This is a genomic window from Blautia sp. HCP3S3_H10_2, assembly GCF_052122375.1.
Classification (GTDB): Bacteria; Bacillota; Clostridia; order Lachnospirales; family Lachnospiraceae; genus Blautia_A.
This window is the reverse complement of record NZ_JBQKCL010000003.1, coordinates 115,677-141,160: the sequence shown is the minus strand read 5'-3', so window position 1 is coordinate 141,160 and position 25,484 is coordinate 115,677. Positions and strand designations below refer to the sequence as shown.

The 25,484-nt window shown below is 41.8% G+C and carries 22 protein-coding genes and 4 pseudogenes; 8 read left to right on the top strand and 18 right to left on the bottom strand.

The genetic code is table 11. The annotated features are described in order from the left end of the window. Nucleotides 1-57 precede the first annotated feature (57 nt). On the bottom strand, nucleotides 58-1,323 hold the full coding sequence (locus ACTQWB_RS04210) for an SLC13 family permease (protein WP_441500513.1): 1,266 nt from the start codon (nucleotides 1,321-1,323) through the stop codon (nucleotides 58-60). A 342-nt stretch (nucleotides 1,324-1,665) separates the two neighbouring features. Here ACTQWB_RS04210 and ACTQWB_RS04205 point away from each other — a divergent pair, with 342 nt between their 5' ends. Beyond that, a complete protein-coding gene (locus ACTQWB_RS04205) occupies nucleotides 1,666-2,577 on the top strand; it encodes a LysR family transcriptional regulator (RefSeq protein WP_441500512.1) in 912 nt (303 codons plus the stop codon). Nucleotides 2,578-2,598: 21 nt separating this feature from the next. Here the strand turns inward: ACTQWB_RS04205 and ACTQWB_RS04200 are convergent, their stop codons facing one another. The 5 genes from ACTQWB_RS04200 to tenpIN form a co-directional block, all read right to left on the bottom strand. Further along, on the bottom strand, nucleotides 2,599-3,129 hold the full coding sequence (locus tag ACTQWB_RS04200; protein ID WP_441500511.1) for a nucleoside recognition domain-containing protein: 531 nt from the start codon (nucleotides 3,127-3,129) through the stop codon (nucleotides 2,599-2,601). Between the two features lie 53 nt (nucleotides 3,130-3,182). Then, nucleotides 3,183-3,758: a nucleoside recognition protein gene (locus tag ACTQWB_RS04195; protein ID WP_441500510.1), complete on the bottom strand. Its 576-nt coding sequence runs from the start codon at nucleotides 3,756-3,758 to the stop codon at nucleotides 3,183-3,185. A 156-nt stretch (nucleotides 3,759-3,914) separates the two neighbouring features. Beyond that, nucleotides 3,915-4,451, bottom strand: coding sequence for a DUF3877 family protein (locus ACTQWB_RS04190; RefSeq protein ID WP_441500509.1), 537 nt, complete (start codon nucleotides 4,449-4,451; stop codon nucleotides 3,915-3,917). Between the two features lie 312 nt (nucleotides 4,452-4,763). Continuing rightward, nucleotides 4,764-5,531 (bottom strand): GNAT family N-acetyltransferase, encoded by a 768-nt coding sequence (locus ACTQWB_RS04185; protein ID WP_441500508.1) that lies wholly within the window; start codon nucleotides 5,529-5,531, stop codon nucleotides 4,764-4,766. Next, a complete protein-coding gene (tenpIN, locus tag ACTQWB_RS04180) occupies nucleotides 5,528-6,016 on the bottom strand; it encodes a type III toxin-antitoxin system TenpIN family toxin (protein WP_441500507.1) in 489 nt (162 codons plus the stop codon). The genes ACTQWB_RS04185 and tenpIN overlap by 4 nt, the downstream gene beginning before the upstream one ends. A 653-nt stretch (nucleotides 6,017-6,669) precedes the next feature. On the opposite strand from tenpIN, the gene ACTQWB_RS04175 reads away from it, so the two are divergent. Together ACTQWB_RS04175 and ACTQWB_RS04170 are read left to right on the top strand one after the other, a co-directional pair. After that, nucleotides 6,670-6,858 (top strand): hypothetical protein, encoded by a 189-nt coding sequence (locus ACTQWB_RS04175; RefSeq protein WP_441500506.1) that lies wholly within the window; start codon nucleotides 6,670-6,672, stop codon nucleotides 6,856-6,858. A gap of 21 nt (nucleotides 6,859-6,879) precedes the next feature. Beyond that, nucleotides 6,880-7,344, top strand: a pseudogene (locus tag ACTQWB_RS04170) (nitroreductase family protein); the annotation flags it as partial. Here the strand turns inward: ACTQWB_RS04170 and ACTQWB_RS04165 are convergent. Next, nucleotides 7,340-7,498: pseudogene (locus ACTQWB_RS04165) on the bottom strand (hypothetical protein); the annotation flags it as partial. The pseudogenes ACTQWB_RS04170 and ACTQWB_RS04165 sit on opposite strands and share 5 nt — an antisense overlap. Between ACTQWB_RS04165 and ACTQWB_RS04160 the strand changes: the two are divergent. Beyond that, nucleotides 7,445-7,564 (top strand): annotated as a pseudogene (locus ACTQWB_RS04160) (DUF6783 domain-containing protein); the annotation flags it as partial. The pseudogenes ACTQWB_RS04165 and ACTQWB_RS04160 overlap by 54 nt on opposite strands. 30 nt (nucleotides 7,565-7,594) lie before the next feature. Further along, complete coding sequence (locus ACTQWB_RS04155; RefSeq protein ID WP_441500505.1) at nucleotides 7,595-8,716, top strand: DUF362 domain-containing protein; 1,122 nt, start codon at nucleotides 7,595-7,597, stop codon at nucleotides 8,714-8,716. A 119-nt stretch (nucleotides 8,717-8,835) separates the two neighbouring features. Here ACTQWB_RS04155 and ACTQWB_RS04150 read toward each other — a convergent pair whose 3' ends face one another. The 7 genes and pseudogenes from ACTQWB_RS04150 to ACTQWB_RS04120 all read right to left on the bottom strand — a co-directional run bounded on the left by ACTQWB_RS04150 (nucleotide 8,836) and on the right by ACTQWB_RS04120 (nucleotide 16,043). Then, on the bottom strand, nucleotides 8,836-9,780 hold the full coding sequence (locus tag ACTQWB_RS04150) for a flavodoxin family protein (RefSeq protein ID WP_441500504.1): 945 nt from the start codon (nucleotides 9,778-9,780) through the stop codon (nucleotides 8,836-8,838). 50 nt (nucleotides 9,781-9,830) lie between these two features. Then, nucleotides 9,831-11,192: an FAD-dependent oxidoreductase gene (locus tag ACTQWB_RS04145; protein WP_441500503.1), complete on the bottom strand. Its 1,362-nt coding sequence runs from the start codon at nucleotides 11,190-11,192 to the stop codon at nucleotides 9,831-9,833. Further along, a complete protein-coding gene (locus tag ACTQWB_RS04140) occupies nucleotides 11,189-12,607 on the bottom strand; it encodes an NADH-ubiquinone oxidoreductase-F iron-sulfur binding region domain-containing protein (RefSeq protein ID WP_441500502.1) in 1,419 nt (472 codons plus the stop codon). The genes ACTQWB_RS04145 and ACTQWB_RS04140 overlap by 4 nt, the downstream gene beginning before the upstream one ends. Then, the gene (locus ACTQWB_RS04135; protein WP_441500501.1) at nucleotides 12,598-13,776 is read right to left on the bottom strand and encodes an FAD-dependent oxidoreductase; all 1,179 of its coding nucleotides are present in this window, start codon (nucleotides 13,774-13,776) and stop codon (nucleotides 12,598-12,600) included. Before ACTQWB_RS04135 ends, ACTQWB_RS04140 begins: the two co-directional genes overlap by 10 nt. Next, nucleotides 13,719-14,717, bottom strand: a pseudogene (locus tag ACTQWB_RS04130) (2Fe-2S iron-sulfur cluster-binding protein); the annotation flags it as partial. The gene ACTQWB_RS04135 and the pseudogene ACTQWB_RS04130, both read right to left, overlap by 58 nt. A 16-nt stretch (nucleotides 14,718-14,733) precedes the next feature. After that, complete coding sequence (locus ACTQWB_RS04125; RefSeq protein ID WP_441500500.1) at nucleotides 14,734-15,522, bottom strand: DAPG hydrolase family protein; 789 nt, start codon at nucleotides 15,520-15,522, stop codon at nucleotides 14,734-14,736. Further along, the gene (locus ACTQWB_RS04120) at nucleotides 15,519-16,043 is read right to left on the bottom strand and encodes a DUF1097 domain-containing protein (protein WP_441500499.1); all 525 of its coding nucleotides are present in this window, start codon (nucleotides 16,041-16,043) and stop codon (nucleotides 15,519-15,521) included. The genes ACTQWB_RS04125 and ACTQWB_RS04120 overlap by 4 nt, the downstream gene beginning before the upstream one ends. Before the next feature lie 226 nt (nucleotides 16,044-16,269). On the opposite strand from ACTQWB_RS04120, the gene ACTQWB_RS04115 reads away from it, so the two are divergent. After that, entirely contained in the window at nucleotides 16,270-17,175 is a 906-nt protein-coding gene (locus ACTQWB_RS04115) for a LysR family transcriptional regulator (protein WP_441500498.1), read from the top strand. A 45-nt stretch (nucleotides 17,176-17,220) separates the two neighbouring features. Then, nucleotides 17,221-17,853 (top strand): DUF3786 domain-containing protein, encoded by a 633-nt coding sequence (locus ACTQWB_RS04110; protein WP_441500497.1) that lies wholly within the window; start codon nucleotides 17,221-17,223, stop codon nucleotides 17,851-17,853. Nucleotides 17,854-17,891: 38 nt separating this feature from the next. Here ACTQWB_RS04110 and ACTQWB_RS04105 read toward each other — a convergent pair whose 3' ends face one another. Both ACTQWB_RS04105 and ACTQWB_RS04100 read right to left on the bottom strand, forming a co-directional pair. Further along, on the bottom strand, nucleotides 17,892-19,271 hold the full coding sequence (locus ACTQWB_RS04105; RefSeq protein WP_441500496.1) for a glycoside hydrolase family 43 protein: 1,380 nt from the start codon (nucleotides 19,269-19,271) through the stop codon (nucleotides 17,892-17,894). 121 nt (nucleotides 19,272-19,392) lie between these two features. Beyond that, entirely contained in the window at nucleotides 19,393-19,983 is a 591-nt protein-coding gene (locus ACTQWB_RS04100) for a hypothetical protein (protein WP_441500495.1), read from the bottom strand. A 201-nt stretch (nucleotides 19,984-20,184) separates the two neighbouring features. Here ACTQWB_RS04100 and ACTQWB_RS04095 point away from each other — a divergent pair, with 201 nt between their 5' ends. After that, nucleotides 20,185-20,931, top strand: a complete 747-nt coding sequence (locus ACTQWB_RS04095; RefSeq protein ID WP_441500494.1) for a PIG-L family deacetylase — start codon at nucleotides 20,185-20,187, stop codon at nucleotides 20,929-20,931. 43 nt (nucleotides 20,932-20,974) lie between these two features. Here ACTQWB_RS04095 and ACTQWB_RS04090 read toward each other — a convergent pair whose 3' ends face one another. Further along, nucleotides 20,975-22,666, bottom strand: coding sequence for an AAA family ATPase (locus tag ACTQWB_RS04090; protein ID WP_441500493.1), 1,692 nt, complete (start codon nucleotides 22,664-22,666; stop codon nucleotides 20,975-20,977). A gap of 243 nt (nucleotides 22,667-22,909) precedes the next feature. Further along, nucleotides 22,910-25,390 carry a glycogen/starch/alpha-glucan phosphorylase gene (locus ACTQWB_RS04085; RefSeq protein ID WP_441500492.1) on the bottom strand — a complete coding sequence of 827 codons (2,481 nt, stop codon included), beginning with the start codon at nucleotides 25,388-25,390 and terminating at the stop codon, nucleotides 22,910-22,912. Between the last annotated feature and the right edge of the window lie 94 nt (nucleotides 25,391-25,484).

The following is a 25,484-nucleotide window of genomic DNA, read 5'->3' as shown; positions in this document are numbered from 1 at the left end:
TTAAATTTACATTGCCTTTTTGGTTACGTTTTACGTTTCTGTTTATCTTCCTGTTTCTTACGGATAAAATGGGAACAAAATCGGCAACAGAACCATACAGATTACAAAGGATACCAAAATCAGCGGCAGGCCTGATTTCACATAATCCTTAAATTTATATCCGCCCAATCCTACTACCATGGTATTTGCAGGCATTCCAATTGGAGTTGCATATGCACAGGAACCTGCGATTACCGTGGCGATTACAACGGCTCTTGGATCTGCGCCAAGGTTGTTGGCCAGAGAAACTGCAATCGGAATCATCAGCGCTGTTGTGGCTGTGTTTGACATGAAATTTGTCAGCGCACAGGTTACAATAAAGATTACCAGAAGAAGTACTACTGGATTCGGATCTGCTCCAAGAAGTCCTACGATCTTATCTGCGATCAGTTCTCCAGCACCTGTTGTATCCAAGGCTTTTGCCAGTGTAAGAGAACCTCCGAAAAGTAATACCACCTTCAGATCAATAGAGTTCAGCGCTTCTTTCTCAGAAAGAACTCCTGTCAGCACCAGGAAAATCGCTCCGATGCATGCCGAAAGCTGAATGCTGATTCCGATCATTTCCTCAAAGATCATCGCAAGGATTACAAGTACCAGAACGACTAATGAAACAATCTGTTTCCATTTCGGAACGTTGCTGAAGTCTTTCTGTTCCTCAACAGCCGCTCCATTCGCTCCTTTTCCGTCTGGAAGAAGCTTGTACCCGATGAGAATGAAGTAAATGATTCCAATCAGAAGCATTGGAATTCCAACTGGTGCATACATAAAAAAACTTGTGGAAAGTCCCATTTCCTGAAGTGCATTTACTCCCATCAGATTTCCAGGTGCACCGATGATGGAAAGATTTCCGCCAAGTGCTGCTGCAAATACCAACGGCATAAGAAGACGGCTTCTTGAATAGCCGGATTCATCTGCAATTCCACAGACTACCGGAATCAGCACTGCCGCTGTGCCTGTGTTGGATAAGAACCCGGACATTACTCCTACGATTACCATAATTGCAATGATCAATATTTTTTCTGTTTTGGCAAATCTGGTAACCAGCCCTCCGATTTTATTAGCCATTCCTGTTTCAAATAGGGCCTGTCCTACCACAAACATGCCAACACAAAGGATTACGTTGCTGTTTACATACTGTGAAAACGTTGTAGATACATCCAAAACTCCGGTAATTGTCAATCCGATCGCACAGATCGAAGCTGTAAGTCCAAGTGGAATTTTCTCAAGGATGAAGCTAATGATCGTAAACACAAGAAACAGCAGTGTGATTGTTGTGTGAGACATTTTATTGATCTCCTTTCACTTCTTTTTCTTTGTGATATCGTTTATTCTTGATTTTTTACTTTACGCTTCTGTCTTACTTATCAGTCTTCTTGTATGAATCTCTCTTGAAAGGTACCGGCCGTACACGTTTCCTTTGATGAGTTTATTATAGTCCTTGTATGTATAAAAAAACAAATTAATGGTCTGCATAACCCTATAAAAATTTTTTATATTCTCAATTTTTACAGATATATTTTGTGCAGTATTACCATGAAACAATATGAATTTAAAATAAATATGGAAATTATTATATGTATGTGGTATTTTTATGAAAGATGAATTAGAATTGAGGTATTTGCCATCATGACACTAAACCAGCTTCGATATTTCTGCACTGCCAGCCGCTGTCACAGCATTACCAAAGCAGCGGAAGAATTATACGTCACCCAGCCTACCGTTTCCGTAGCCATCCGTGACCTGGAAATCGAATTCGGTATCAGCCTTTTCTATAGAAAGGGAAACCAACTGGTCCTGACACAGGAAGGCGAGGCACTTTATGAAAAAGCCACCTATATTCTCCAGTACTGCACAGAACTCCAGGCTGACTACTCCAGCATGGCAAGAGTAAAGCCACCTCTTCGCATTGGAATTCCGCCAATGCTGAGCACTGTATTTTTCCCGGACCTTCTCACCGCATTTCATCAGGAATATCCGGAAATTGCTGTAGTCCTGGAAGAGTATGGCTCCGTCCGCGCCTGTAATCTGGTTCAGGACGATACCCTGGATCTGGCTCTGGTAAATATGGAGCAGTACAATATTGATAAATTTTACAACGCTGTCCTGGCCAACGACCAGGTTGTTTTCTGTGTAAGTAAAGATCACCCGCTGGCGGGCAAAGAACTTGTTACTACAAAAGAAATGTCAAAAGAAGCATTGATTTTTTTCAACGCTGATTCCGTACAGAACCAGCTGTTAAGGACTCGCTTCGAAATGGACGGCTACACTCCGAACATCGTCATGCGCAGCAGTCAGATTTATACCACACTGCAGTTTGTCAGAACCGGAAAATATGGCTGCTTCCTTTACTCCAGCATGACTGACCGGTTCGCAGATGCGAGGATAACAGGAATTCCCCTTAATCCACCTATCCGCATAAAAATTGGAATGGTGTGGAAAAAGGGGAAATATATCAGTGGGGATATGCAAAAATTCCTTAACTTTACAAGAATGTACTATAGAGAGCATCCATTGACGCCGAAGCCTCCGGCACTTTAAAATTAACAGTTAAATAGAACTTTAATATTTTCCCAGAATCGTAATCCAGACTGCCGCTGCTACTCCAGCGATTGTTGCGATCAGTGCCCCAGGTAAAACAAATCTTGTCTTTCTCACTTTTGTTATACCAAAATAAACGCTCATACAATAGAACACGCTCTCAGTGGAACTTAGAATAACCGCAGCCATAAAACCTACGGAGGATTCTGTTCCATGCTCTTTGAAAATGTCCAGAAGCAGACTGGTTGCGGCACTTGAGGAAAAAAGCCGCACGAATGTCAGTGGAACAATATCACCTGGCAATCCAATAGAACCAGTTGCTTTTCCAAGGAATTTTCCCAGAAAACCAAGAAGCCCGGAAGAGCGCAGGACACCTACAGCCGTCATAAGTCCAATCAGTGTGGGACAAATTGAAATTACTGTCTTCAATCCATCCCGGGCTCCATCCAGAAAATCCTGATAGATGTTTCTTTTTGCCAAAAGGCCGGAACTGATAACGATGAATAAAAGAAAAGGTATCATTAAATCGGACAGATAATTGATAACTTTCATAGGCCTCCTGCTATAATACTATTGCTATTTAATGTGCTCAGGACGAACGCGCTCTAATGCCTGGATTCTGTCACCTTGCAAAAAATCACCGCTGCCAGCGTACTCATCCCGGTGGCAAAAATAGCCGGTCCTACAATCGCTGCAGGAGCGGGACTTCCATACTGTGCCCGGTATGCGATCATGTTGATTGGTAAAAGCTGTAAAGAAGAAACATTGATGATCAGAAACGTACACATGGATCTGCTGGCTATGGTACTGTGTCCATTCAGCCGGTCCAGTTCCTGGAATGCCAAAAGCCCAGAGCTGGTGCTGGCATGTGTCAGTCCAAGAAAATTAGATAGAAAATTTAAAGATATGTAATAGCTTGCTTTTTCCTGATCTTTCAATTCAGGAAATAAAAAAAGAAGCAGCGGCCTGGCTTTTTTCGCAAGCTTCTCCACCAGTCCTGCCTGCTCCCCGATTTTCATAATTCCGGTCCAGAATGCAGTGATTCCGGCAATAGCGATTACCAGGCTTACCGCTTCTTTTGCAGAATTTATAACAGTTTCGGTTACTGCGTCAAGGTTCCCCGCAAAGGCACCATAGATAATTCCAAGAAGAATCATACCGCCCCATAAATAATTCATCATAGCGATTTTTTCCAATTTCATTTTCTTATTGAATACTATATGCCTTGTAACAGTATAGTATAACATCAGCGTTAAAAATCTTTTATTCTCTAATTAAAGAAAGTTTTACCAGTAAAAATCATAAATATCTATATCAGCTGATCTTTCAGGGTTTTCTCAAAAACCAAAATCCTCGTAGTCCTCTGGCAGAAATCTATGATAGATGAAATGGAAGCCTTCATCCTTGAAGCAATAATAATACGTGTCATCTGCCTTATCCACAAAACGGATATAAAAATCAAATTCTCCGTTGTCCATCTCCTGGCACTCTGTTTTTCCCCAGTAGGAAGCAAACAACGACAGCAGTTTCTCCTTGGTGCAGTCATGCTGCTGAACCAGTTCGATGAGAACCTTGATAAATTCATTTTCTTTCATATTTTCATGAACATAGACGCTTCCCGGTTCCGGAATGTAGAAGCAGAATCTGTCCCCTTTATGGGACACGGACACTTCGCCCAGCTTCTGTGTCAGCTCCCTTGGCATATTCTGCAGACGGATAAGCATTTCTTCTGCACTGTCCTTTGCGGAAAAGAAATGATTTAAAGAGGAAAGTGGATAATATAAATGAATCTTCTCCTCTTTAAAGCCAAGCTTCGCCTGTTCTTCTTTTATTACATCTATTAAACTGTTTTCCAGTTTTTCAAATCCAGTCATAAGTTCTCCTCTTTTCGGTTCTTGAAGTTTCTAATCAATTTCATATTTTAACTCTATCTTCATAAAAAGATAGCCTGAGATTGGTTACTGTTCATTCCGTGATCTGTAACTTAAATTACCCTTTCTCGTTAATTTTGCTCTTACAGCTGCGCATAAGTTTAACATATTTTTCAGTTCGTTTCAACTTACTGTTTTCTGTAACCGCCCCACTGAATGTTACCTCTCCATTCTCGGCAACACGCTTCACAATACGCAGAAATCATGTATTTACATAATTTTACGCTATAGCAGCTTTAACAGAACATATATATTTCACTGCCTTTTTACTTTGTAGACAAAATATTCATGGCTAAAATGATATCCCAATTTCTCCGCCAGACCTACTGACATTTTATTCGCAGCATCCCAATTTGCATAAAGTCCACGCTTATCACATTCAAGAAGCAGCTGCGCTGCGCCGATATACGCAAGTCCCTTTCTGCGGTAGTCCTCCCGCGTTACCACCTCAATTTCAATTCCTCCATGATACCCCGAATATGAGGAAATCCCTGCTACAACCTCTCCAGCTTTCATAATTACTACTCCCAGTCCAAACAGCTCGTACTGACTGTAATCCTCATAATTAGCTGCCAGATCTTTACTCCACGGAGTATTTCTGCAAATTTCAAAAAGACTCTGGTCGATCACTCTCATCTCATATTCTTTCGGTAAGCTTGCTGCTACCTCACTCAGTTTCACAAGGTCAAAAATTCCAGGCTCCTTTTTTATCGCATAACGGACTGTCTTTTCCGCCTTTTCTCCATAGCATTTCTCGATCATCTGTGCCCATTCTTCATTTTGTGGAACCAGAATCAACTCCTTAGATTCACAGTCTTCCGGGCAAAAAAGCGCCATTTCTTCCGTAGGCCTCCCACTCAGAAAACAAAAATCCCCCAGCATAACCGCACCACTCTCCGGCTTTTCCAGGGAATCCACATATATTTTTCCCATCACTCCCTGCAAAGCTGACCAGACTACACTGTCCTGCCAGCCAGTAAAAAGAGCGCAGGCTTTACTTGTATCTTTTAATTCGTATATCATTTTTCTTTCACTCCTAATTCATCATGAAAATATTTTAAAGTTGAATATGTATACCTTCTTTTAAATTCTTTTTCTGGCAATAACTGTCTTTTGTCCATATGCGCTACATAATCTTCCACAAATTTCAACGATTCCTTTTTTATTCTTTCCATATGACGCATTGTCTCCTTAAATTCATCGTGATCTATAATTGCATTTTGCGTTCCTATATATTCCAGATTTTTCACAATCACAATCTTGGAATAATCTAAACCAGATTTATGTTTTTTTGATCTCTTCGATTTTTTAAAATGATATGCATACAAATGGGAAATTTCACTTCGAAATGGAATGCAGATACAATAATTGTAATGAGTTTGAAATAACAGACAATTATAGGCTCTCTCTTTTTTCTTTAATATTTCTATATAAGGTGGATTAGGGTATGCTTGAAAAAAAGCATCCGTTAGCTTTAGTATCTGATAGTCATTTTCTGGCAGATACACTAATTTCCCTCTTTCTAAATTATACAAATAGCATAAAGCGAGAGGAACTTTCCTCTCGCCACTATGTCTCCATCACTCGGTCATTTTTTTATTTACCGTCCTGTCAGAACCGTCACAGGACTCATCTCTCGGTCATTTTTTAGTTTACCGTCCTGTCAGAACCGTCACAGGACTCATCCTTGATGAAGAAAGAACTTTTAGTTCTTGTATTCAGTATACGCATCTCAATATAATTTGACAACCTTTTTTTCTCTCTTTACAAAAATTTTATAAATAACTTGGAACTGATATGTTTAAAACCAATAGCTTTACACTTGTTGAATCTATTTCATATAAAATCGTACTTCTCACAAACAAAAAATTGTGCTAGAATATACCCAAAGCATATTTTCTCTAATTTCAAGGTGCATTTGCATCATCTGTAAATTCTAAACATCATTCAGAAATCTATGCTTTTAATTTCAAACCAAACTAAGAGCAGGAGATTTTTGAAGTACATATTCAGGTCTCCTGGAAAGGAGAAGTGAATATGGTAAAAAAGATTTTTTCGGAAACTGAAACATTAGAAACCTATTCCCAAAGCGAGAATGTATAGCAAAGTTCTTGCTGAACGAGTATCTGAATTAAAAGAAACACCGAAGGGAATGAAGTATATGTGTCGTGAATTGGAAGAACTTTATAGTGAAGAATTTGAACTTGGAAAAGAGCAAGGGAAATTAAAGCTTGCAAAAGAAACCGCCCTTTCCATGGCAGAAGACGGAGTGAAAATTGAAAAAATTTCGCATTACATCAAGGTCAGCCCTGAAACAATCCAGGAGTGGCTTAATACCAAAGATAATTAAAGCAAATGAGGAGGTTTTATCATGGATTTTCAGACACTAATTGAAAAAAGAAGAACTGTACGCAAGTACAGTCCTGACACCAATGTGACTAAAGAGCAGATTCAGGAGCTTATAAAGGCAGCTCAGGAGGCACCTTCCTGGAAAAACACAGAGACCGGCCGCTATTACTGTGTTTTATCAGAGGATAAGAAGCTTCAGATTCGCCAGGAATGTCTCGGATATGCAAACAACGATAGTAAAACAGAGTACGCAGCTTTAATCGTCACCACTTTCGTACATAACCGCGCCGGTTTCCAGACAGATGGCACTCCTGACAACGAACTCGGCAATGGCTGGGGCTGTTATGACCTCGGACTTCAGAACGAAAACCTGATTCTGAAAGCTACAGAGCTTGGACTTTCTACTTTGATCATGGGACTTCGCGACGCTGATAAAATCCGCGAACTTCTTTCCATCCCAGTGGAGGAAACTATCGTTTCTGTTATCGCTGTTGGTAAAGCGGGCGAAGAACCAAGCCGTCCGAAGCGCAGAGAACTTGATGAAATTCTGCACTTTTTCTAAAGCGTACCACCAAAAGACTTTTTGCAAAATGTGCGTCATAATTTGTGGGAGATTTTGTCCGATTGAGGTTGGTGCAGCGAGCTACACCAACCGAAAGAAGGTAAGATTTCTCGCAAAGTGGAGCGGGCAGATTGCAGGAATATAATATAACTAACAGATTTACAAGGAGGATCCCATGGAGAAATCAACCGTATATTTCACCGATTTCCGCTGCAAAGTAGGCACCAGCCAGCTGGACAAGCTGAAAAAGCTTTGTATCGCAGCCGGAATCAAAGACATTGACATGGATGGCAAATTCATTGCCATCAAAATGCATTTCGGAGAGCTTGGTAACCTTGCTTTCCTTCGTCCAAACTACGCTAAAGTTGTAGCTGATCTTTGTAAGGAGCAGGGCGGAATGCCTTTCCTTACAGACTGTAATACCCTTTATCCTGGAAGCCGTAAGAATGCCCTGGAGCATATGGACTGTGCCAATCTCAATGGATTCAATACCACTACCACAGGCTGCCAGATCATTATCGGTGACGGACTCCGGGGAACAGATGATATTGAGGTTCCTGTAGAAAATGCAGAATATTGCCACACAGCCAAAATCGGCCGCGCCATCATGGATGCAGACGTATTTATCAGTCTTACTCATTTCAAGGGTCACGAAGCTACCGGTTTCGGCGGTGCTATCAAAAATATCGGTATGGGCTGCGGAAGTCGTGCCGGAAAAATGGCCCAGCACAACAGCGGAAAGCCGGTTATCGAAGCGGACATTTGCCGTGGATGCCAGCGCTGCGCCAAAGAATGCGGAAGTGATGCCATTACATACCCTGAGAAAAAAGCTGTTATTGATTATGATAAGTGCAAAGGCTGTGGCCGTTGTATCGGTGCCTGCAGCTTTGATGCCATTCATAATCCTCACAGCAATTCCAATGAGCTTCTCTGCCGCAAAATGACAGAGTATGCAAAAGCAGTCTGTCATGGCCGCCCATGCTTTCATATTGCCCTGGTTCAGGATATAAGCCCCAACTGTGACTGCCACGGCGAGAACGACGCTCCAATCCTTCCGGATATCGGAATGTTCGCAAGCTTCGATCCTATTGCCCTTGACCAGGCCTGCGTAGATGCCTGTCTTGCAGCAGAACCAATCCGCAACAGCCAGCTTGGTGATAACCTTGCGAAACCAGACTGGCACTGCCATCATAATCACTTCATGGATTCCAATCCAAATGTGGAATGGGAAGCTACGTTAGATCATGGGGAGAAGATTGGACTTGGTACACGGAGTTATGAATTGAAGAGGATTTGATATAATATTCGGCAGATAATATCCTGCAAAGTGTTTTGTTAATCTGCAAAACAAAAGAAAAATACAAAACGGACAATTGCCTGTCTGGAATTCCCATAGCAATTGCCCGTTTTTCTTCTTTATACAGTCTTGAAAGTTTTCTTTTTATACTTTTCCAGTCTTTCTTTTACAAGTTTCATACTTTCCGGGTTGGAGAAAAATCCTCCCTGTGTTTCTGCAATTTCTTCCAGATGTTTGGCACGTCCTGCTACAGTCGTTCTGTCTTTTAACAGTCCGTCTTTCTGAATTTTGAAAATCCATTTTCCTCCATCTGTCTGCTCCAGGGTTCCACCGGCACCACATACCTGACATTCTACCGGATAATAAAGACCATCCCACTGCTTCTCCCCCAGAACAAGTGCATTGGAATGACAGTTCGGGCACCAGCCCATATCTTCTTCGCCCATCCATCTGCGTTCTTCTACAGGAAGCTCCAGACATTCCATAATATTTTCACCCATTTTGTGAGCTCGTGCCACCAGATCATCCTGAAGGAGACACTGTGCATTTCCCGGGACTCTGGTTCCCAGAATCATGTCCACAACTTTCATATCTGTTGTAAACATAGCCGCCTGCATACTCTCCAGTGCCATAGACTGCCATGCTCTTGTTGAACCACCTACGGCAATCAGACCTGCAATGCGGTCTTTATGCTCGATCGCACCAAGGGTCTCCAGAAATGATGTCTCATAGCTCAGACTTCTCTGTGCAAACGTGATAAATGTGGAACAGGCCATCAGATCATAGGTTGGTGCGGAAAAAAGCACTGCATCCTGAGCTAGCATAACGTCCATAATTTTCTTTTTATCGTCTTTCTTGTCAAGAATACTTCCGGCATTTTTTCCCATGGACATATTTTTTGTACAGGAAGTACATCCGGTACATGGAAGAATATTATAATCCTTCAGATTGATCATGGTAACTTCTGCACCTTTTTCCTCACATGCCATAAGTGCTTCTTTCAGTAAAATCTCACTGTTGCTGTTTTTTCTTCCTGCTGTGATACCCATTACTTTATAGCTCATAGTTTTTCCTTTCTTACGCAGTCAGGCAGTATGCCTGACTGTACTCATCTTCAGTTTTCTTCGTTAATATATTCTGCTACGGATTCTCCTGCCATACGTCCGGAGTTTACTGCAAATCCCATTGTATTTCCCGGAAGTGTAAAGTTATAACTGTCACCATAAATAGTATTGGCATCTGATCCGGCTGAATAAAGTCCAGGAATCGGCATATAATCGTCATTCAGTACTTCGCAGTATTTGTTGATACGAATGCCGCCGATGGTTCCATATGCTCCAAGATAGAATTTACCCACCAGATATTTGCCTTTTCCTGTAATCTTATGAAGGAACTTCGGATTTTTATTAAACTGTGTATCACAATGAATGTCACACATTTCATTATAAGTTTCAATTGTATTTCGCAGCACAGCTTCATCAATCTGCAGTTTTTCAGCCAGTTCCTCAATAGTATCTGCCTCAAAGTATGCCTCATAGCCCTGTTCCACAGCCACTGCTGCCTGCTGTTCAAATGCCTGGAATGCATCTGCCGGATGTACGATGTCCTCAATATCCGGACCATTTTTCTTATAATGTTTCAGGATATTTCCATCCATGATGCAGTATCCATAGTTTCCTGGCTGAAGTGCCAGTGCATTTCCTGTGAAAGTTGTATTTCCCATACGGTCTTCGTTCATGAAACGCTCACCAAGCTGGTTGATGAGAAGGTTCGGCTGACGCAGAACTGCATCCAGAAGGAACCAGTTAAGGTTGTCCGGAAGCTGATAGATAGCCTCAATACCTGCACCATATTTCATGGCTCCTGCTTTCCACATCATATTCAGACCGTCACCTGTGATTCCCGGGATCATAAACGGATAATAGTCTTCTCCAAGGTGAAGATTGAACTCTTTTTCCAGCATTTCTTTGTTATTTCCAAATCCACCAGTTGCAACAATAACTGCTTTTCCTGTTGCCTTGATCTGCTGACCTTCTTTATCAACAGCCATGACGCCGCAGATTTTTCCATCTTCTTTAATCAGTTCTGTTACAGTTGTTTCCATTTCAAACTGTGCGCCTAATTCTTTGGCACGGTTTGTCAGGGCTTTTACCATTCCGCCAGCTGCTCTTGGTCCGATCACTCCGTTTTCCGGTTTTACAATATGCCAGGTCGCTTCTGATTCTGCAAAATATTTAAATGCACCGGCAAATTCCACACCCATGTCTTCCAGCCATTCAATTGTATCTGCTGATTTTGAGAAATATGTGGATACCAAATCTGCATCTACTCTCCAGTGAGTATAATCCATATGCAGATCCAGGGCTTTCTCGACTGTAATCTGGTTGAACTGTCTTCTCTGTACTTTTGTGTCAATACCAAGTGGTCCCATACCCATGTTGGCAGCTCCACCTGTTGTATTTGATTTCTCGATCACGATGCAGGACAGTTGTTTTCTCCTGCTGTTACTGCTGCTGCCAGACCTGCCGGACCTGCCGCAACAATGATTACGTCTGCATTCATTTCTCTCATTGGTAGATTCCCCTTTACTGTAATTTTTGATTCTGCAGCAATATCTTTCACTGCAGATGCACCACTTACTTTTTTTGTAAAAAGCCTTGCAGACGGACGTACACGTTTACGCTCTCTGCGTACTGTTTCTGTTTCTGATTTCCTGTTTCCTCCAATTGCGACCGGTTCATCCGGAAGTTTCGGAAGTCGTCCGCTTATAGATTTCACAGCGCCGTGAATGCAGGCATCTACACATTTACCGCATTTCACACATTCATACTCATCAATTACGGAAATATATCCTTTTCCACCTTCTACCGCATGCTTCGGACAGATTTCAGCACAGGCACCTTCTCCCTTGCAGAGTTTCGGGTCAATATAATAGTGCACCAGACCCAGGCATTCTTTGGCAGAACATTTTCCGGAAAGATGTTCCTTTACTTCACTCTCAAACTCTGTTGTCAGTGTTTTTACACTACCTGCCCCTGTCTGTCCGAGACTGCAGTTGCTTTCTGTTTCCATGACTCCGGCAATTTCTTCCATCAGGGAAATATCTGTCTGTTTTCCTTTTCCATTCATCAGATCAAGAAGAGCACTGTCAATCTGAACCAGACCTTCCCTGCAGAATACACATCGTCCACAGCTTCTCTCCCTCATGGTATGAACCATTTTCTGAACCAGATTAACTGCACATTGTGTATCAGATACAGATTCCATAACTCCGTTTTCTTCTGGAATCTCTGTTCCGATCGTTTTATCCAGTACGGAAAGACCATACAGATGATTTCCGATCCGGAGTCCTTTGGATGGCTGTACCAGATCTCTGATTTTTGTTCCATAAAGAACTTTTACCGGTTCTTTTCCATCCACAGACAACAGGCAGAAATCCGCGTTGTCCCCTGCAAGAAGTGCTGCTATCTTGAAACAGGTCAATGGATGAAGGATGATATCTTTTTTATAAGCTGTTTTTACACAGGTTCCATAGATAATTTCTGTCTGTCCGGAAATATTCAGTTCACTGGCTGCTTTTTCTACAGATTCTGCACGCGCTTTTTCCGGCAGAATTACAATATAGGAATCTGCACCAGAAATTTTTGCAGCAGCTGCTGCCCCCGCCATAACAGCCTTTGCGTACTTCTCATACAGAACGGCAAGCATCTGATCTGCATCTGCATTCGCAAGAGTGATCACTATATGCTCTGCTGGTTTTTGCACCAGTTCAGCAACCATTTCACCGGTTACATGCTCTGTCAGATTTCCCAGAAATCCACTAAGTGTCTGGCTGTCTTTTTCACTGATCTCTTTTATCACCATATCTGTTTTCGTATTTTCTAACAGCATGTTTCTTCCTCCTTTCCATACTCGCTCCAGATCTTACTCTTCGTGATGTCCATTCTCAGATCACACTGCAGACAACGTGAGGCTTCTCCACAGATTTGTGCTTCACAAATTCCGTGATCTACCATATGGAAATTGTCTTTACGTTCATCTACCGACAAAACCTCCGGCTGTCTGCGTTTTTCATATCCAAAGCCTTCGGCCTTTCCAATCGACGGATTATGTTCCTCTACAGGTGCCAGTACTTCTGAAATATCTCCATTTCCGCCGAGATATTTATCAATGGATTCCGCTGCTTTTCTTCCGTCTGCAACCGCAAGAACAACAGATTTTGTTCCATAGGTAACATCTCCGCAGGCAAAAATTCCCTCTACATCTGTAGCCAGTGTTTTCGGATCAGCCACGATCGAGTTAGCTCTTCCTCTTGCCAGCCCTGCTTCCGGATTCAGTCCACATCTCTGTCCCACTGCAAAAATAACAGTGTCTGCCTGAATTTCATGGTAAGAATCTTCTACTTTTTCAATAATCGCACGGCGGTTTTCATCAAACGTAAAGGAAGCAATATCAGAAAATCCAACTCCCGCAACTGCACCTTCCTCTGTTTTCAGAATCCGCTCAAAAGTCTGTGCTGGATGAACCTGAATTCCTTCTTCCTGTGCCTGCTGGATTTCTTCATCATCAGAAGTCATTTTGTCCCGCGCTTCCAGACATGCTACATGAACTTCTTCTGCTCCAAGTCTTCTGGCTGTTCTCGCACAGTCAAAAGCAACATTTCCACCGCCAAGCACAATTACTTTTTTGCCCATTCCCGTTGCGTTTCCCATAGATGCATTTCTGAGGAAATCAATGTTCAGAAGAATTCCTGTTGCATCATTTCCTTCCATCGGAAGAAGTGTTCCTGTGTGATTTCCAATGGCAACTAATACGGCATCATATTCCTTTTTCAGATCTGTTACGTTTTCTACCCTTGTATTTGTCTCAAGGTTGATTCCTGTCTGAAGCATAAATTCTACTTCTTCATCTACAATCTCTCTCGCATACGATAAGAAGGAATTCCATACTGAAGCATTCCGCCTGCTTTTGGAAGTGCTTCTTTTACTGTTACAGCATGTCCCTGTTTTCTCAGATAATAAGCTGCTGTCATACCCGCCGGGCCGCCGCCTACGATGCACACCTTTTTCCCTGTATCCGAAAGCTGTTTTCCACAGTTTTTCCAGTACTTTCCTGTTTCATGCTCCATAGCGTAACGTTTGATATTCCGGATAGAAACCGCTTCATTTACTTCTTTTCTTCTGCACTGGCTTTCACATACGTGAGAGCAGACATGACCAAGACATTTGGGAAGTGGAAGTTTTTCACGGATAACTGCTGCTGCCTCTTCGTATTTTCCTTCTTTTACAAAACGGATATAACGCGGAACATCTGTGTTTGCCGGACAGGTTGCACGGCACGGAACCAGTTTTTCCTGTCTTTCTACTGCTGAATAATTTATCTTGTCACGGATCGTTCCAGTCGGACAGACTTCTGCACATGCCCCGCAGAATCTGCAGTCCTCATCTTTTAACAGACGCTCGTGCAAAGTACCAATATAGTTCTCCATATCTTTTTTCTTATACTGAAGAACTCCTACACCACGAAGTTCATTGCAGGCACGTACACAACGTCCACAGGTAATACAACGGTTCATATCATGGTCATACAACGGATTTCCTGTTTCACAGGCAAAACCTTTTACCCTTGCACGCATTCTTGTTGCGGAAACTCCCATATACTGAATCAGATTCTGCAGCTCACAGTTTCCATATTTCGGGCATGTAGAACAGTCTTCCGGATGTGCTGCAAGAATCAGCTCCATTGCCAGGTTTCGAAGATGTGTGATCTTCTCATTTGCAGTTGTGATGACCATTCCTTCCTCTGCTTTCAGAGAACAGGAGGTTACCGGTTTTTCCTGTCCTTCTACCTGTACATAGCAGAGCTTACATGCAGAAATATCACTCAGATCCGGATGATGGCAAATGTGGGGAATATAGATATCATTCTGCAGAGCAGCTTCCAGCACAGAAGTACCCTCTGTTGTCTGAATCTTTTTTCCATCAATGGTTAATGAAATCATAACTTTTCTCCTTTCTTTACAGTTCTCCTTTATTTTCTTCATAAACCTCCGGCAAAATCGCTGCCAGATTGGAAAATTCTTTAATACTATGGGCAAACAGTCCCTGCGGAACAATTTCTGGTATGGAAACTCCTTCTGGAAGGGTTTTTACGATCTTTCCATCAACAACTCCCATTCCGATCCAGAATCTTGAACAGAGCATTACCCCATCTTTATATGGATACCATTTATGAGTCATTGCTGCCGCACAGCTGCTTTCTCCGATCGCACATACCATGGAACTGCATTTCTTTGTTCCGATAATACTTTCGTCATAGCCAAAATCTGCCGGTCTCTTGAAATTCAGTTTCAGAAATTCCGGCCCCGGTCCTACATCTTCCATAATATAATGACTGACTCCCCAGGTTTTCTCGTTCATTGGTACTGACGGATCACATACATAATCTACACGGTCTGCTCTTGCAAAATAATGATCCTCCGGATCCCATATCTTGTATCGAAGATCAGAGCCTACACTGTGCCATGGGAACCACCAGTCAAGCATTTCTACCGTTACATTAGGCATGTATGTAGTATTGCATACGAATCCGGTTCCGTCCTCCATGATCCCATATCCGGTCTGACAATATTCTTCATCTTTTCCTTCCAGATACAGATTTTTCTCATCAAAAGGTACCGCTTTGACCTTTGCAGCTCCTGCTTCCAGAATCTGAATCTTTTCCTTCGGAATCTGTGCCAGATCCTGCTCAAAAAATCTGTAATAGGACAGTTCTTTTTCTTCTCTGCTTACGCCTACTTTTTTCATGACTGCTTTTCCTTTCTGCTATCCAAAAATTTTAGTGTTTTTTTCTGTACCAGATCTACAAACACCCCTACATACCAGATTCCCACCAGCATTGCCACTCCGATCTGAACCGGTACAGTCCCAACATTCTCCCAGCCGCCTGGAGCCAGGATCGTAAGTCCGATTGCCCATCCGCAAAGCCATGCCGGGCAGAAAATATATTTTGGAACCAGAGCGGAAATGATTACTGCCAGACCTCCAAGCACAAACAAGGTTCCAAAAAGTTCCAGATCTTCATTCAGCTTTAATGTATCCATAACCTTCAGAGCTGCAACAGCCCAGAAATCTCCTAATAGGAACCCGACAGAAATTTTTACTGCATCTTTTCTTTTATTTCCATTGGTCACATAAAGTCCTGCACAGATCAGTGCAACTGCGCCTGTACTCACCTTGAGATATGGAGCGATCACTGCCCATAATGGTGGAAATAAAGCAATTCCCAGAGCCAGCGTCCATGTATCTGCATTTAATTTATTCTTCATCTTTCCCCCTTCTCAGACTCTCTTATTTTATATTTGATATTTTTTTAACATTCCATCTGGCATGATTATATACTCTCTGCTTTTCATTCGTCCAATAGCATTTTTCGCATCTATCTATTCTAATTCGTAATAGATTGTGGTATACTTATGACAACATCTTAAGACTCCGATTTTTTGCAGAATATTTTATGTAACCTGTGTTTTGATCTCGAAAGGGGATACTATTATGTACAAGATCAGTCTGTCAGAAATGCAGATATTTCTTCTCACCGCCAAATATCACAGTTTTTCCAAAGCGGCAGAAGTCCTTTATATTTCCCAGCCTACAGTCACCAAATGGATCAAACATCTGGAAGCTGAACTGGGTATTAAATTGTTCCAGCGCACCAGCCGGTCTGTTGAGCTTACTTATGCCGGAGAATTGTTGAAAGACCGCTGGAAACCGCTCCTTGCAGAAATTGAGGCCTCTATACGTGATGCCCAGGAGCTTTCCATGAACCGGCTGTCTACTATACGAATTGGTGCTCTGGATGGATATGATTTTGAGAAAATTTTATCAGATTATGCAATTCCTTTTGAGAAACTTCACCCAGAAGTTCAGATTGATTTTAACATTTATAATCTTCATGAATTAACAGAACAGATTGAGAATCTTGATATTATCTTTTCCAATAACCTGGAATATGCAATTGCAAAGGATCACGCATTTCTAAAGCTGGATAATCTGCCTTTTTATCTGGCAGTTTCCAGAGAGCATCGTTTTGCCAGAAAAAGAAGCATCACCATGAAGGAAATATCCAGCGAGAAACTTCTTATTTTCCCGCCATATGTTTCCCCTTCTGCCATGCAGTATGCTTCTTCCGCGTTTAAGCTTCGAGGCCTTGCTCCACAATTTATCCCTGTAGAGAATACTCCCAGTCAGTTACTGAAGATTTCTCAAAATCAGGGTGTGTCCATTCTCAATGCCAACAGCATTAAAGGTTATGAAAAAAAGATTTCTCTAATTCAAATTAAAGACTTTCCATTTGAGTTCTACAGACTGGTTATGTACAGACCTCAAAAGCTTTCTGCTGCCACACGTAAGTTTCTGGCTTATCTTACTGAGCAGTTTTCGTTGGAAGCGGACAAATGAATATTGATGATTTCGCCAGACCAAAATATCGCAAAGGAGACTTTTATGCAAAATTCGAATTCAAATTATGAGAAAATGAAAAATATCATGGCCGAAACATTTCTTAGTTATGATCAGGAACATATGATTCAAAAATTTTCCCTCAAAGCTAATCTGAACTATTTATATCTGCCATTTGTTGGTCATATCTATCGCATTGACAGATTTTTCGGAAACGTACAATGGTCTGACGATAATTTCCAAACTGTCAATACAGCTGATTACAATGAAACAATGACCATATATGACGTTCTCTGCAATTCAAAGGAGCACTGTCACCTGGCTCATGAGTTTGTTAATATCAGTGCTCTTTCTTCTGTCAAAACCGGAAATCTCACTCAAAACGGCGGATTTTTTCAGCATAATGCAGATTTCTTTGATGGAAAAACAGCAGAGTTGCATCGCGCATGCCAGACACTTCATGGAAAGCCTCTAAACAAAGGGGATGTAGCCTGTGAACTGGAATTATTTCCGTTTCTTCCACTTATTATCCGCTTCTGGGAATCTGATGAAGAGTTTCCGGCAAGCCTGCAGATTCTTGCAGATAAAAATACACTTGACTATATGCATTACGAAACACTTATGTTTGCACTCACCCATCTGTTTCACCGCATCCAGGAAGAAATGAACCTATTATGATTTTATGGAACTTCTGGAAGAAAAACTATATCACAAAATTATAGTACATTTTTCCAACTTGCACTCCACCTGATTTCCACCTGATCTCCAGCAAACTCAATGGGCAGCCACACATATCTGGAATCTGCCAGGTCACTGCTGTTCCATCTGTCTCCATAGTAAATCCATTGTCCAGCTTTCGTCCGGAACACACAGGTACTCTGTGTATCAAAGGTAATATCTGCATCTTCACCTACACATGGATTCCCATCATTTTTCCATTCACCGAAGATCTCATCCGCAGACCAGACTCTCGCCTGGTTGGACATCCAGCCGGTGGTGCTGGAAGACATGATATAGTACCTGCCATTGTCCCCTTTAAACAGAACCGGAGCTTCCCGCATGGCGCCTGGAAAAATCCGTATGAAATCTTCTTTATAAACAGCCTTTTCCGGCTCTGTGGACAGATATGTATATTCCTCATTTAACCTGGAAATATACAAGGTTTTGTTATTTTCGCTTGTATAAATAATATACCCGGTTCCGTCATCATCCTGGAAAAGATTCATATCCCTTGCTTCTCCCTTGGAAGAGGGAAAACAGTCGATCTGGTCTTTGGGACACTGGCTCAGTCTGTATCTGCCTAGAAATTTAAACGGACCTGCCGGTGAATCGCTGATTGCCACACCGGCCATGCCAACGTCATACTTGTAGGAGTTTTTCTCCGTACTGTCATCACTGTGAAACCAGATCACGTATTTGTCAGTTTTCTGATTATATAGCATCTTAGGGCGTTCTATAACCGTATTTTTGTTAATACAGTTATAAATTTCATCCAGTTCTTCACTGGAACAGTCCTGATATAATTCCTGAAAGTAGGAGTCCTCATCCAGCTGTTCTCTTGATTCTATCGCCCGGAGTACATCACCTTGAAATTCCCAGTGATACAGATCATCAGAAGTATAAACTGCCACATCATTGCCAAGATGCCCTGACGATTTATCTTCTCCTACCCATACATATTTCTCTGTTTTACCACCAGTTCCATCCGGTATCGGCATCAGCTGGATCTGCCCGCCATGTGCCTGAATCACGTTTGCATCTGTGTCAAGCCAGAGGGCACCTGGCAGTATTTCTGTTTCATCACCAGAATTCTCTCCTTGCACCGGCAGATTTTCATTCTCTGAATCCTGTTCCTGCGCATTTTGAATTTTTCCTTCATCCAATGGCATCTGACTGCCCTCATTTACATACAATGCCTCGCTTCCTTTTCCCAGTCCTGAAAATAAACCGGCAATATCATAAAGACTACATCCACTTAAAGTCATCATTGCCAGCGAAAATATAATTGCTATGCTGCCTCTTTTTATATGATGTGTCCATCCATTTTTTTTATTATTTCTGTTACAATCTGCTGATTTTATAGATATCCTTAACATTGCTTCTCCTAACAAGCCCTTATTGTGCGCAAAATACTATCCGCAATTTACATGCATTATAACCTTTTAACTAAACGGACATGTCTGCTTACGCAGACATCACTATGAGTGAAAGTCTAGCCTAAATCATCAGTGCAACAGGGAAAACTGCTATCAGCACCATTCCCGCAAAAAATACAATTTTCCGGGTTCTCTTCTTTCCTTCCAGCTGTCTGGACAGCCCAAGCAACAAAAGTCCCACCCCATAAGGCAGCAATGCCACACTGTTGAGTCCACAAAATACGGCCAGCCAGGCTGCTGCCAACGAAAGTATTAATTCCACAGCTTTTCCACATACTGCGGGACGGATTTCTCCTTTTTTCCACTTCCATCCAAGCCATATTCCACACAAAAAAACACTGACTATTCCTGCTGCTCTCATACATCCGTTCATCCAGTCATCCCCTGTGGCATATATGATCACTGCTGGAAATGCCCAGATCATTCCAATTCCACATAAAATACCACTGACGATTCCACATATTTTCTTTATTCCTTGTGGCACTTCTGCTTCTTGTAGCATATGTAGTAGTTCTCCCACAATGCAAAAGCCCATTCCCACCACTACAAATATCATTGTAAAGGACGGACTGAATACCATTCCCTGGTATGCAGCAATAAAGCAGGCGATAACGCCAAAAATGAAAAGTATATCCATTTTTCTCATTTTCATTCTACCTCGTATTTCGTAATGCATTTAAACTTTTATTGTTAGTATAGCAGTCTTAATACTTCCATGTCCACCGTTAACTAAAGTGTGTTGGAAATTCTTAAAAATTCTTAAGCTTTCATGATATCTCTTGTAACTCATTCAAAACCTAGTATAATTGTGAATATAGTTATAAAATAAATAACCTTAACTGGAGTACCTGTTATGAATCAAGGAATAAAAAAAGTATCTTCCCTTTTGCAAAAACTGCAGCACCACTGGAAGCGACTGCTGCTATTTCTAATACTTGCAATTGCAATTATTTGGGGTGCTAAACAGCTTTATCTTGTTTTCCCATACCTGAATCTGCCACATGTAACCACCACAGATCTGGACAGCCTAAATCTGGATGGCTACGATAACGTGATGTTTGTTGCCCACCCAGATGATGATCTGCTCTGGGGCGGTCGGCATCTGATCGAGGATAATTATCTGGTAGTCTGTATGACCAGAGGAAATGACCCGGTACGCAGTGCTGAATTCAAATCAGTTATGGACGCCACGGGGGATAAATACCTGATACTTTCCTATCCGGATAAAATCGGGAAAAAACGAAGCAGTTGGAAATTCTGGAAAAAAGACATGGAAGCGGACATTACCACAATTCTGAATTATAAAAACTGGAAGCAGGTTGCCACCCACAATGCCCATGGCGAATATGGACATCACCACCACCAGATGACTCATGAGCTTGTAGAAAATGCATATAAGGCAGCCCATTGCAAAGCTGATTTTTATTCTTTTGAAAAATATTATGTAAATGACAAGGTTCCATATGACCTTGAAGAAATGCCGAAAGATCTCTACATCCAGAAACGAAAACTGGCAGAGTTATACTCCAGTCAGCGAAAAACGGTAAGGAAAATGTACCATATGCTGCCTTACGAATATTGGCAGAAAGAAGACTATTAAATATTACTACGTATGCCAGGAATGATAGAACGCTACTGTTCATTCACAGTAGCGTCTGCTCTATCAAAACTGTTTTTCCTGCAAAAGCAAATCCCAGATACCGAATCCTACTTTTTTCAATTCCTCGCGCCAGAAGTTCAACATCGTAATTTCTTTCCCTGATCTGCCTCAGAGCATTATTGGCTGTCTCTTTCAAGTCTTTCTCTCGTCCGGCTTTGTGCACCTTGAATTCAATCACATATGCCAGTCTTCCCTTGTCCAACGGTTCCAGCATGATATCATATCTTCCCAGGCCGCTTTCACGATTAGAAGTGATTCTGTATTGATCTGCCAATTCTACCATGAGCCCCAGTATAAAACCATGGTAAAAACGTTCCGGCTCTTCTGGCTCTCCAGGTGTTTTGCCAGCATCAAAATAACTAAATGTCTGCATTGCCACCTGATTCACATATTGATTCATATAGTCAACATCATCAGACAGCAGCGCCTTTATAAAATCATTATACTTAACTGTGGCTTTTCCAAACCATCCCTGTATCATCCGCCGAAACATATTTTTCACTTCATAGTTCGTCAGTGAAAGGACATATTTCCCTCCTGCGCCATCAGCAGAAGCCTTATCTACTTTCAGGTATCCACTGGCTAACAGCAGACTCCACACTGCAATGCTGTTATTCTCCAGCTGTTCGAAAACAATTTCTTCATCAATAACTGTTTCCATTGATTTTCCATCCAGCAAATCCTCCATAGCAATTTTTATATCCGGAGCCCCTTCCTGAATTAGTTTCCCAATCAGGGAATTGGAGCTGGTATTTACCCAATAGCTGTCAAATTTTCCCGTATCAAGATATTTCGTTATAGACCATGGATTATAAATATCTGTCTGTGTGCCAAAATGAAACCCATCGTACCATTTCTTTACTTCAGACTGTTTTTCCTGCAGACCAAATAATTGCAAGGCACTCGCAACCTCGTCTTCTGTAAAGCCAAATGAAGTACTGTATTTACCAGAGGTTGTTGTCACAATTTCCAGATTGTTAAGATCTGAAAATATAGATTCTTTGCTGACTCTGGTAATTCCAGTCAGCAGCCCTCTCTCCATATACGGATTGGTTTTAAATGTGTAGTTAAACAAGCCGCTCATAAAAGAAGTCAGTTCATTCCAGTAGCCTTTTATATAAGCCTCCTGAAGCGGCGTATCATATTCGTCCAATAGGATCAACACTTTTTTACCGTAATACAAATTCATGCAAAGAGATAATCTTCGAAGAGCCATAGCAGCAATCGTATTCGACATATCTGCATTTACATAGTCGAAATATGCCTTTTCTTTTTCGTTTAATGCATCGCCCTGGCGCAGATAATCATATTTCGCATACAGATCCAGAATAGTCTGGATAATTCCTTCTCTTACTTCTGCATAGGTATCTCCCTTTACAGACGCAAAGCTAAGAAAAATTACCGGATACTGTCCTTGAATTTTCCTGTATTTTTCTTCCGTCCATATCTCCAGCCCTTCAAACAGCTTTCCATCTTCTTTTGACTGGATAGAGAAAAAATGCTCCACCATACTCATATTCAAGGTTTTTCCAAAACGCCTTGGACGTGTGATCAAAGTAACTGTATCCTGATTCTCCCACCATTCTCTAATGAATGCGGTTTTATCCACATAAAAATTGTGATTTTCACGTATGGATTTAAAATTCTGGTTTCCGATCGATACAACAGGTTTCATAATATTTCCCGCTTTCTTTGCCACATTTCTTATAACTACAGTGATATCTTTATTATGGCATATCTACAAACCAAACTCAATGCCAAAGTTGGAGCGCAATTATAAAAAAGCTGTGTTCCTACCAGAACTTTATATATTCTGACGGAACACAGCTTTTATCATTTCTTATTATTCTTTTGCACATCCTGTGCTGTCTGAAATTTCCTTTTTACACAATCAGCTGCGCAGAATCCACAGATTCTATTATTTCTCAGCTGCCTCGCTGCTCTTTGTAACCGTAACCTTATCCAGATGCCAGATATCATCTACATACTCCTGGATGGTTCTGTCGGAAGAGAATTTACCGCTGCATGCAGTATTCAGAAGTGCCATCTTTGCCCACTTCTTCTCATCCTTATAAGCATTCTCAACTCTCTTCTGAGCTTCCGCATAGGATCTGAAGTCTCCAAGGATGAAGTACTGGTCTGCTCTGGAGCAGTTCTTTGTACTCAGCAGAGAATCATAGATATCTCTGAACAGCTCTGTATCGCTGGAGAAAGTACCATTGATCAGCTGCATCAGTACCTGACGGATCTCTGTATCTGTATTGTAGATAAAGGTCGGATCATATCCGCCATGATTCTCATAGTTGATGATCTGGTCAGCGCTCATACCGAAGATAAATGCGTTCTCCTGGCCAACCTCCTCAACGATCTCTACGTTTGCACCGTCCATGGTTCCAAGTGTAAGGGCACCGTTCAGCATGAACTTCATGTTACCTGTACCAGAAGCCTCTTTACTTGCTGTGGAGATCTGCTCGGAAACATCTGCTGCAGCGAAGATCATCTCAGCGTTGGATACTCTGTAGTTCTCGATGAATACAACTTTGATCTTGCCGTTAATAGCCGGATCGTTGTTTACAACATCAGCTACACAGTTGATCAGTTTGATGATCTTTTTCGCACGCTCATATGCTGCGGAAGCTTTTGCACCAAAGATGAAGGTTCTTGGATAGAATTCCATCTCCGGATGTAATTTGATCTGGTTGTACAGATAGATTACATGAAGGATGTTGAGAAGCTGTCTCTTATACTCATGAAGTCTCTTAACCTGTACATCGAAAATGGAGTGAGGATCAACTTCAACCCCGTTGTGCTCCAGAATGTATTTTGCAAGACGCTGCTTGTTCTGGAATTTAATGTTCATAAACTCCTGAAGGGCTTTCTCATCATCAGCATATACTTTCAGCTTGCTGATCTGGGAAAGATCTGTAACCCAGTCTGGTCCGATATGGTCTGTAACCCATGCAGCCAGGTTCTGATTTCCGTGAAGAAGGAAACGTCTCTGGGTGATACCATTGGTCTTGTTGTTGAACTTCTCTGGCATCATCTCATAGAAGTCTCTTAACTCCTGATTCTTCAGGATCTCTGTATGAAGTCTTGCAACACCGTTTACAGAGAAGCCTGCAACGATTGCAAGGTGTGCCATCTTAACCTGTCCGTCATAGATAATCGCCATCTTTTTGATTTTCTCATAGTTTCCAGGATATTTATTCTGAATCTCGATGATGAAACGACGGTTGATCTCCTCGATGATCTGATATACACGCGGAAGCAGTCTGGAGAACAGCTCGATCGGCCATTTCTCAAGTGCCTCGGACATAATGGTATGGTTGGTGTAAGCTACACACTTGGTAGTTACAGCCCATGCATCATCCCAGCCAAGGCCTTCCTGATCCATGAGGATTCTCATAAGCTCTGCAACAGCCATAGTCGGATGAGTATCATTCATCTGGAATACGACTTTCTCATGAAGCTTCTTGATATCATCATGTGTCTTTTTATATTTCTCGATTGCTGCCTGGATACTTGCAGATACGAAGAAGTACTGCTGTTTCAGACGAAGCTCTTTACCAGACATCTTGTTATCATTCGGGTAAAGTACATTTACGATATCCTTTGCAAGGTTCTCCTGCTCAACCGCTTTCTTATAATCACCTTTGTCAAAGGAATCAAATCCGAACTGCTCAATAGCAGCTGCATCCCAGATACGAAGTGTATTTACTACATTGTTCTCGTAGCCAACGATTGGCATATCATATGGAATAGCCTTTACAGCCTGGTATCCTTCATGGATGAATTTGTTCTGGCCGGTTGCCTGGTCATACTCAACTCTTACATATCCGCCGAAGTGTACCTCTTTCGCATATTCCGGACGACGAAGCTCGAATGGATAGCCGTTCTCAAGCCATGCATCCGGAACCTCAACCTGATATCCGTCTCTGATCTCCTGCTTGAACATACCGTAACGATAGCGGATTCCGCAGCCGTATGCGCAATATCCAAGTGTTGCAAGAGAATCAAGGAAGCATGCTGCAAGTCTTCCAAGACCACCGTTTCCAAGTGCCGGATCCGGCTCCTGGTCCTCAAGTGCGTTGATATCGATTCCAAGCTCCTCAAGAGCTTCCTTAACTTCACCATATGCACCAAGGTTTAAAAGGTTGTTTCCAAGGGCACGTCCCATCAGGAACTCCATGGACATATAATATACGATCTTCGGATCCTGCTCTTCATACGCGTTCTGGGTGTCAAGCCAGTTATCGATGATAACATCCTTCACAGTGTAGCTTACAGCCTGGAAAAGCTGCTCCTGAGTAGCCTCTTCAAGCTTTCTGCGGTAAAGAAACTTAACGTTATCTTTTACACTTTTTTTGAAGGTTTCTTTGTCAAACTGTTTATCAATCATTTTGTCCCTCCTGTATATGTTTCATTAACATCCGCAAAAGATCATGACAAATGACATGGTCTTTGCCAATGCAGTGAACCGTAACTGTAACCAT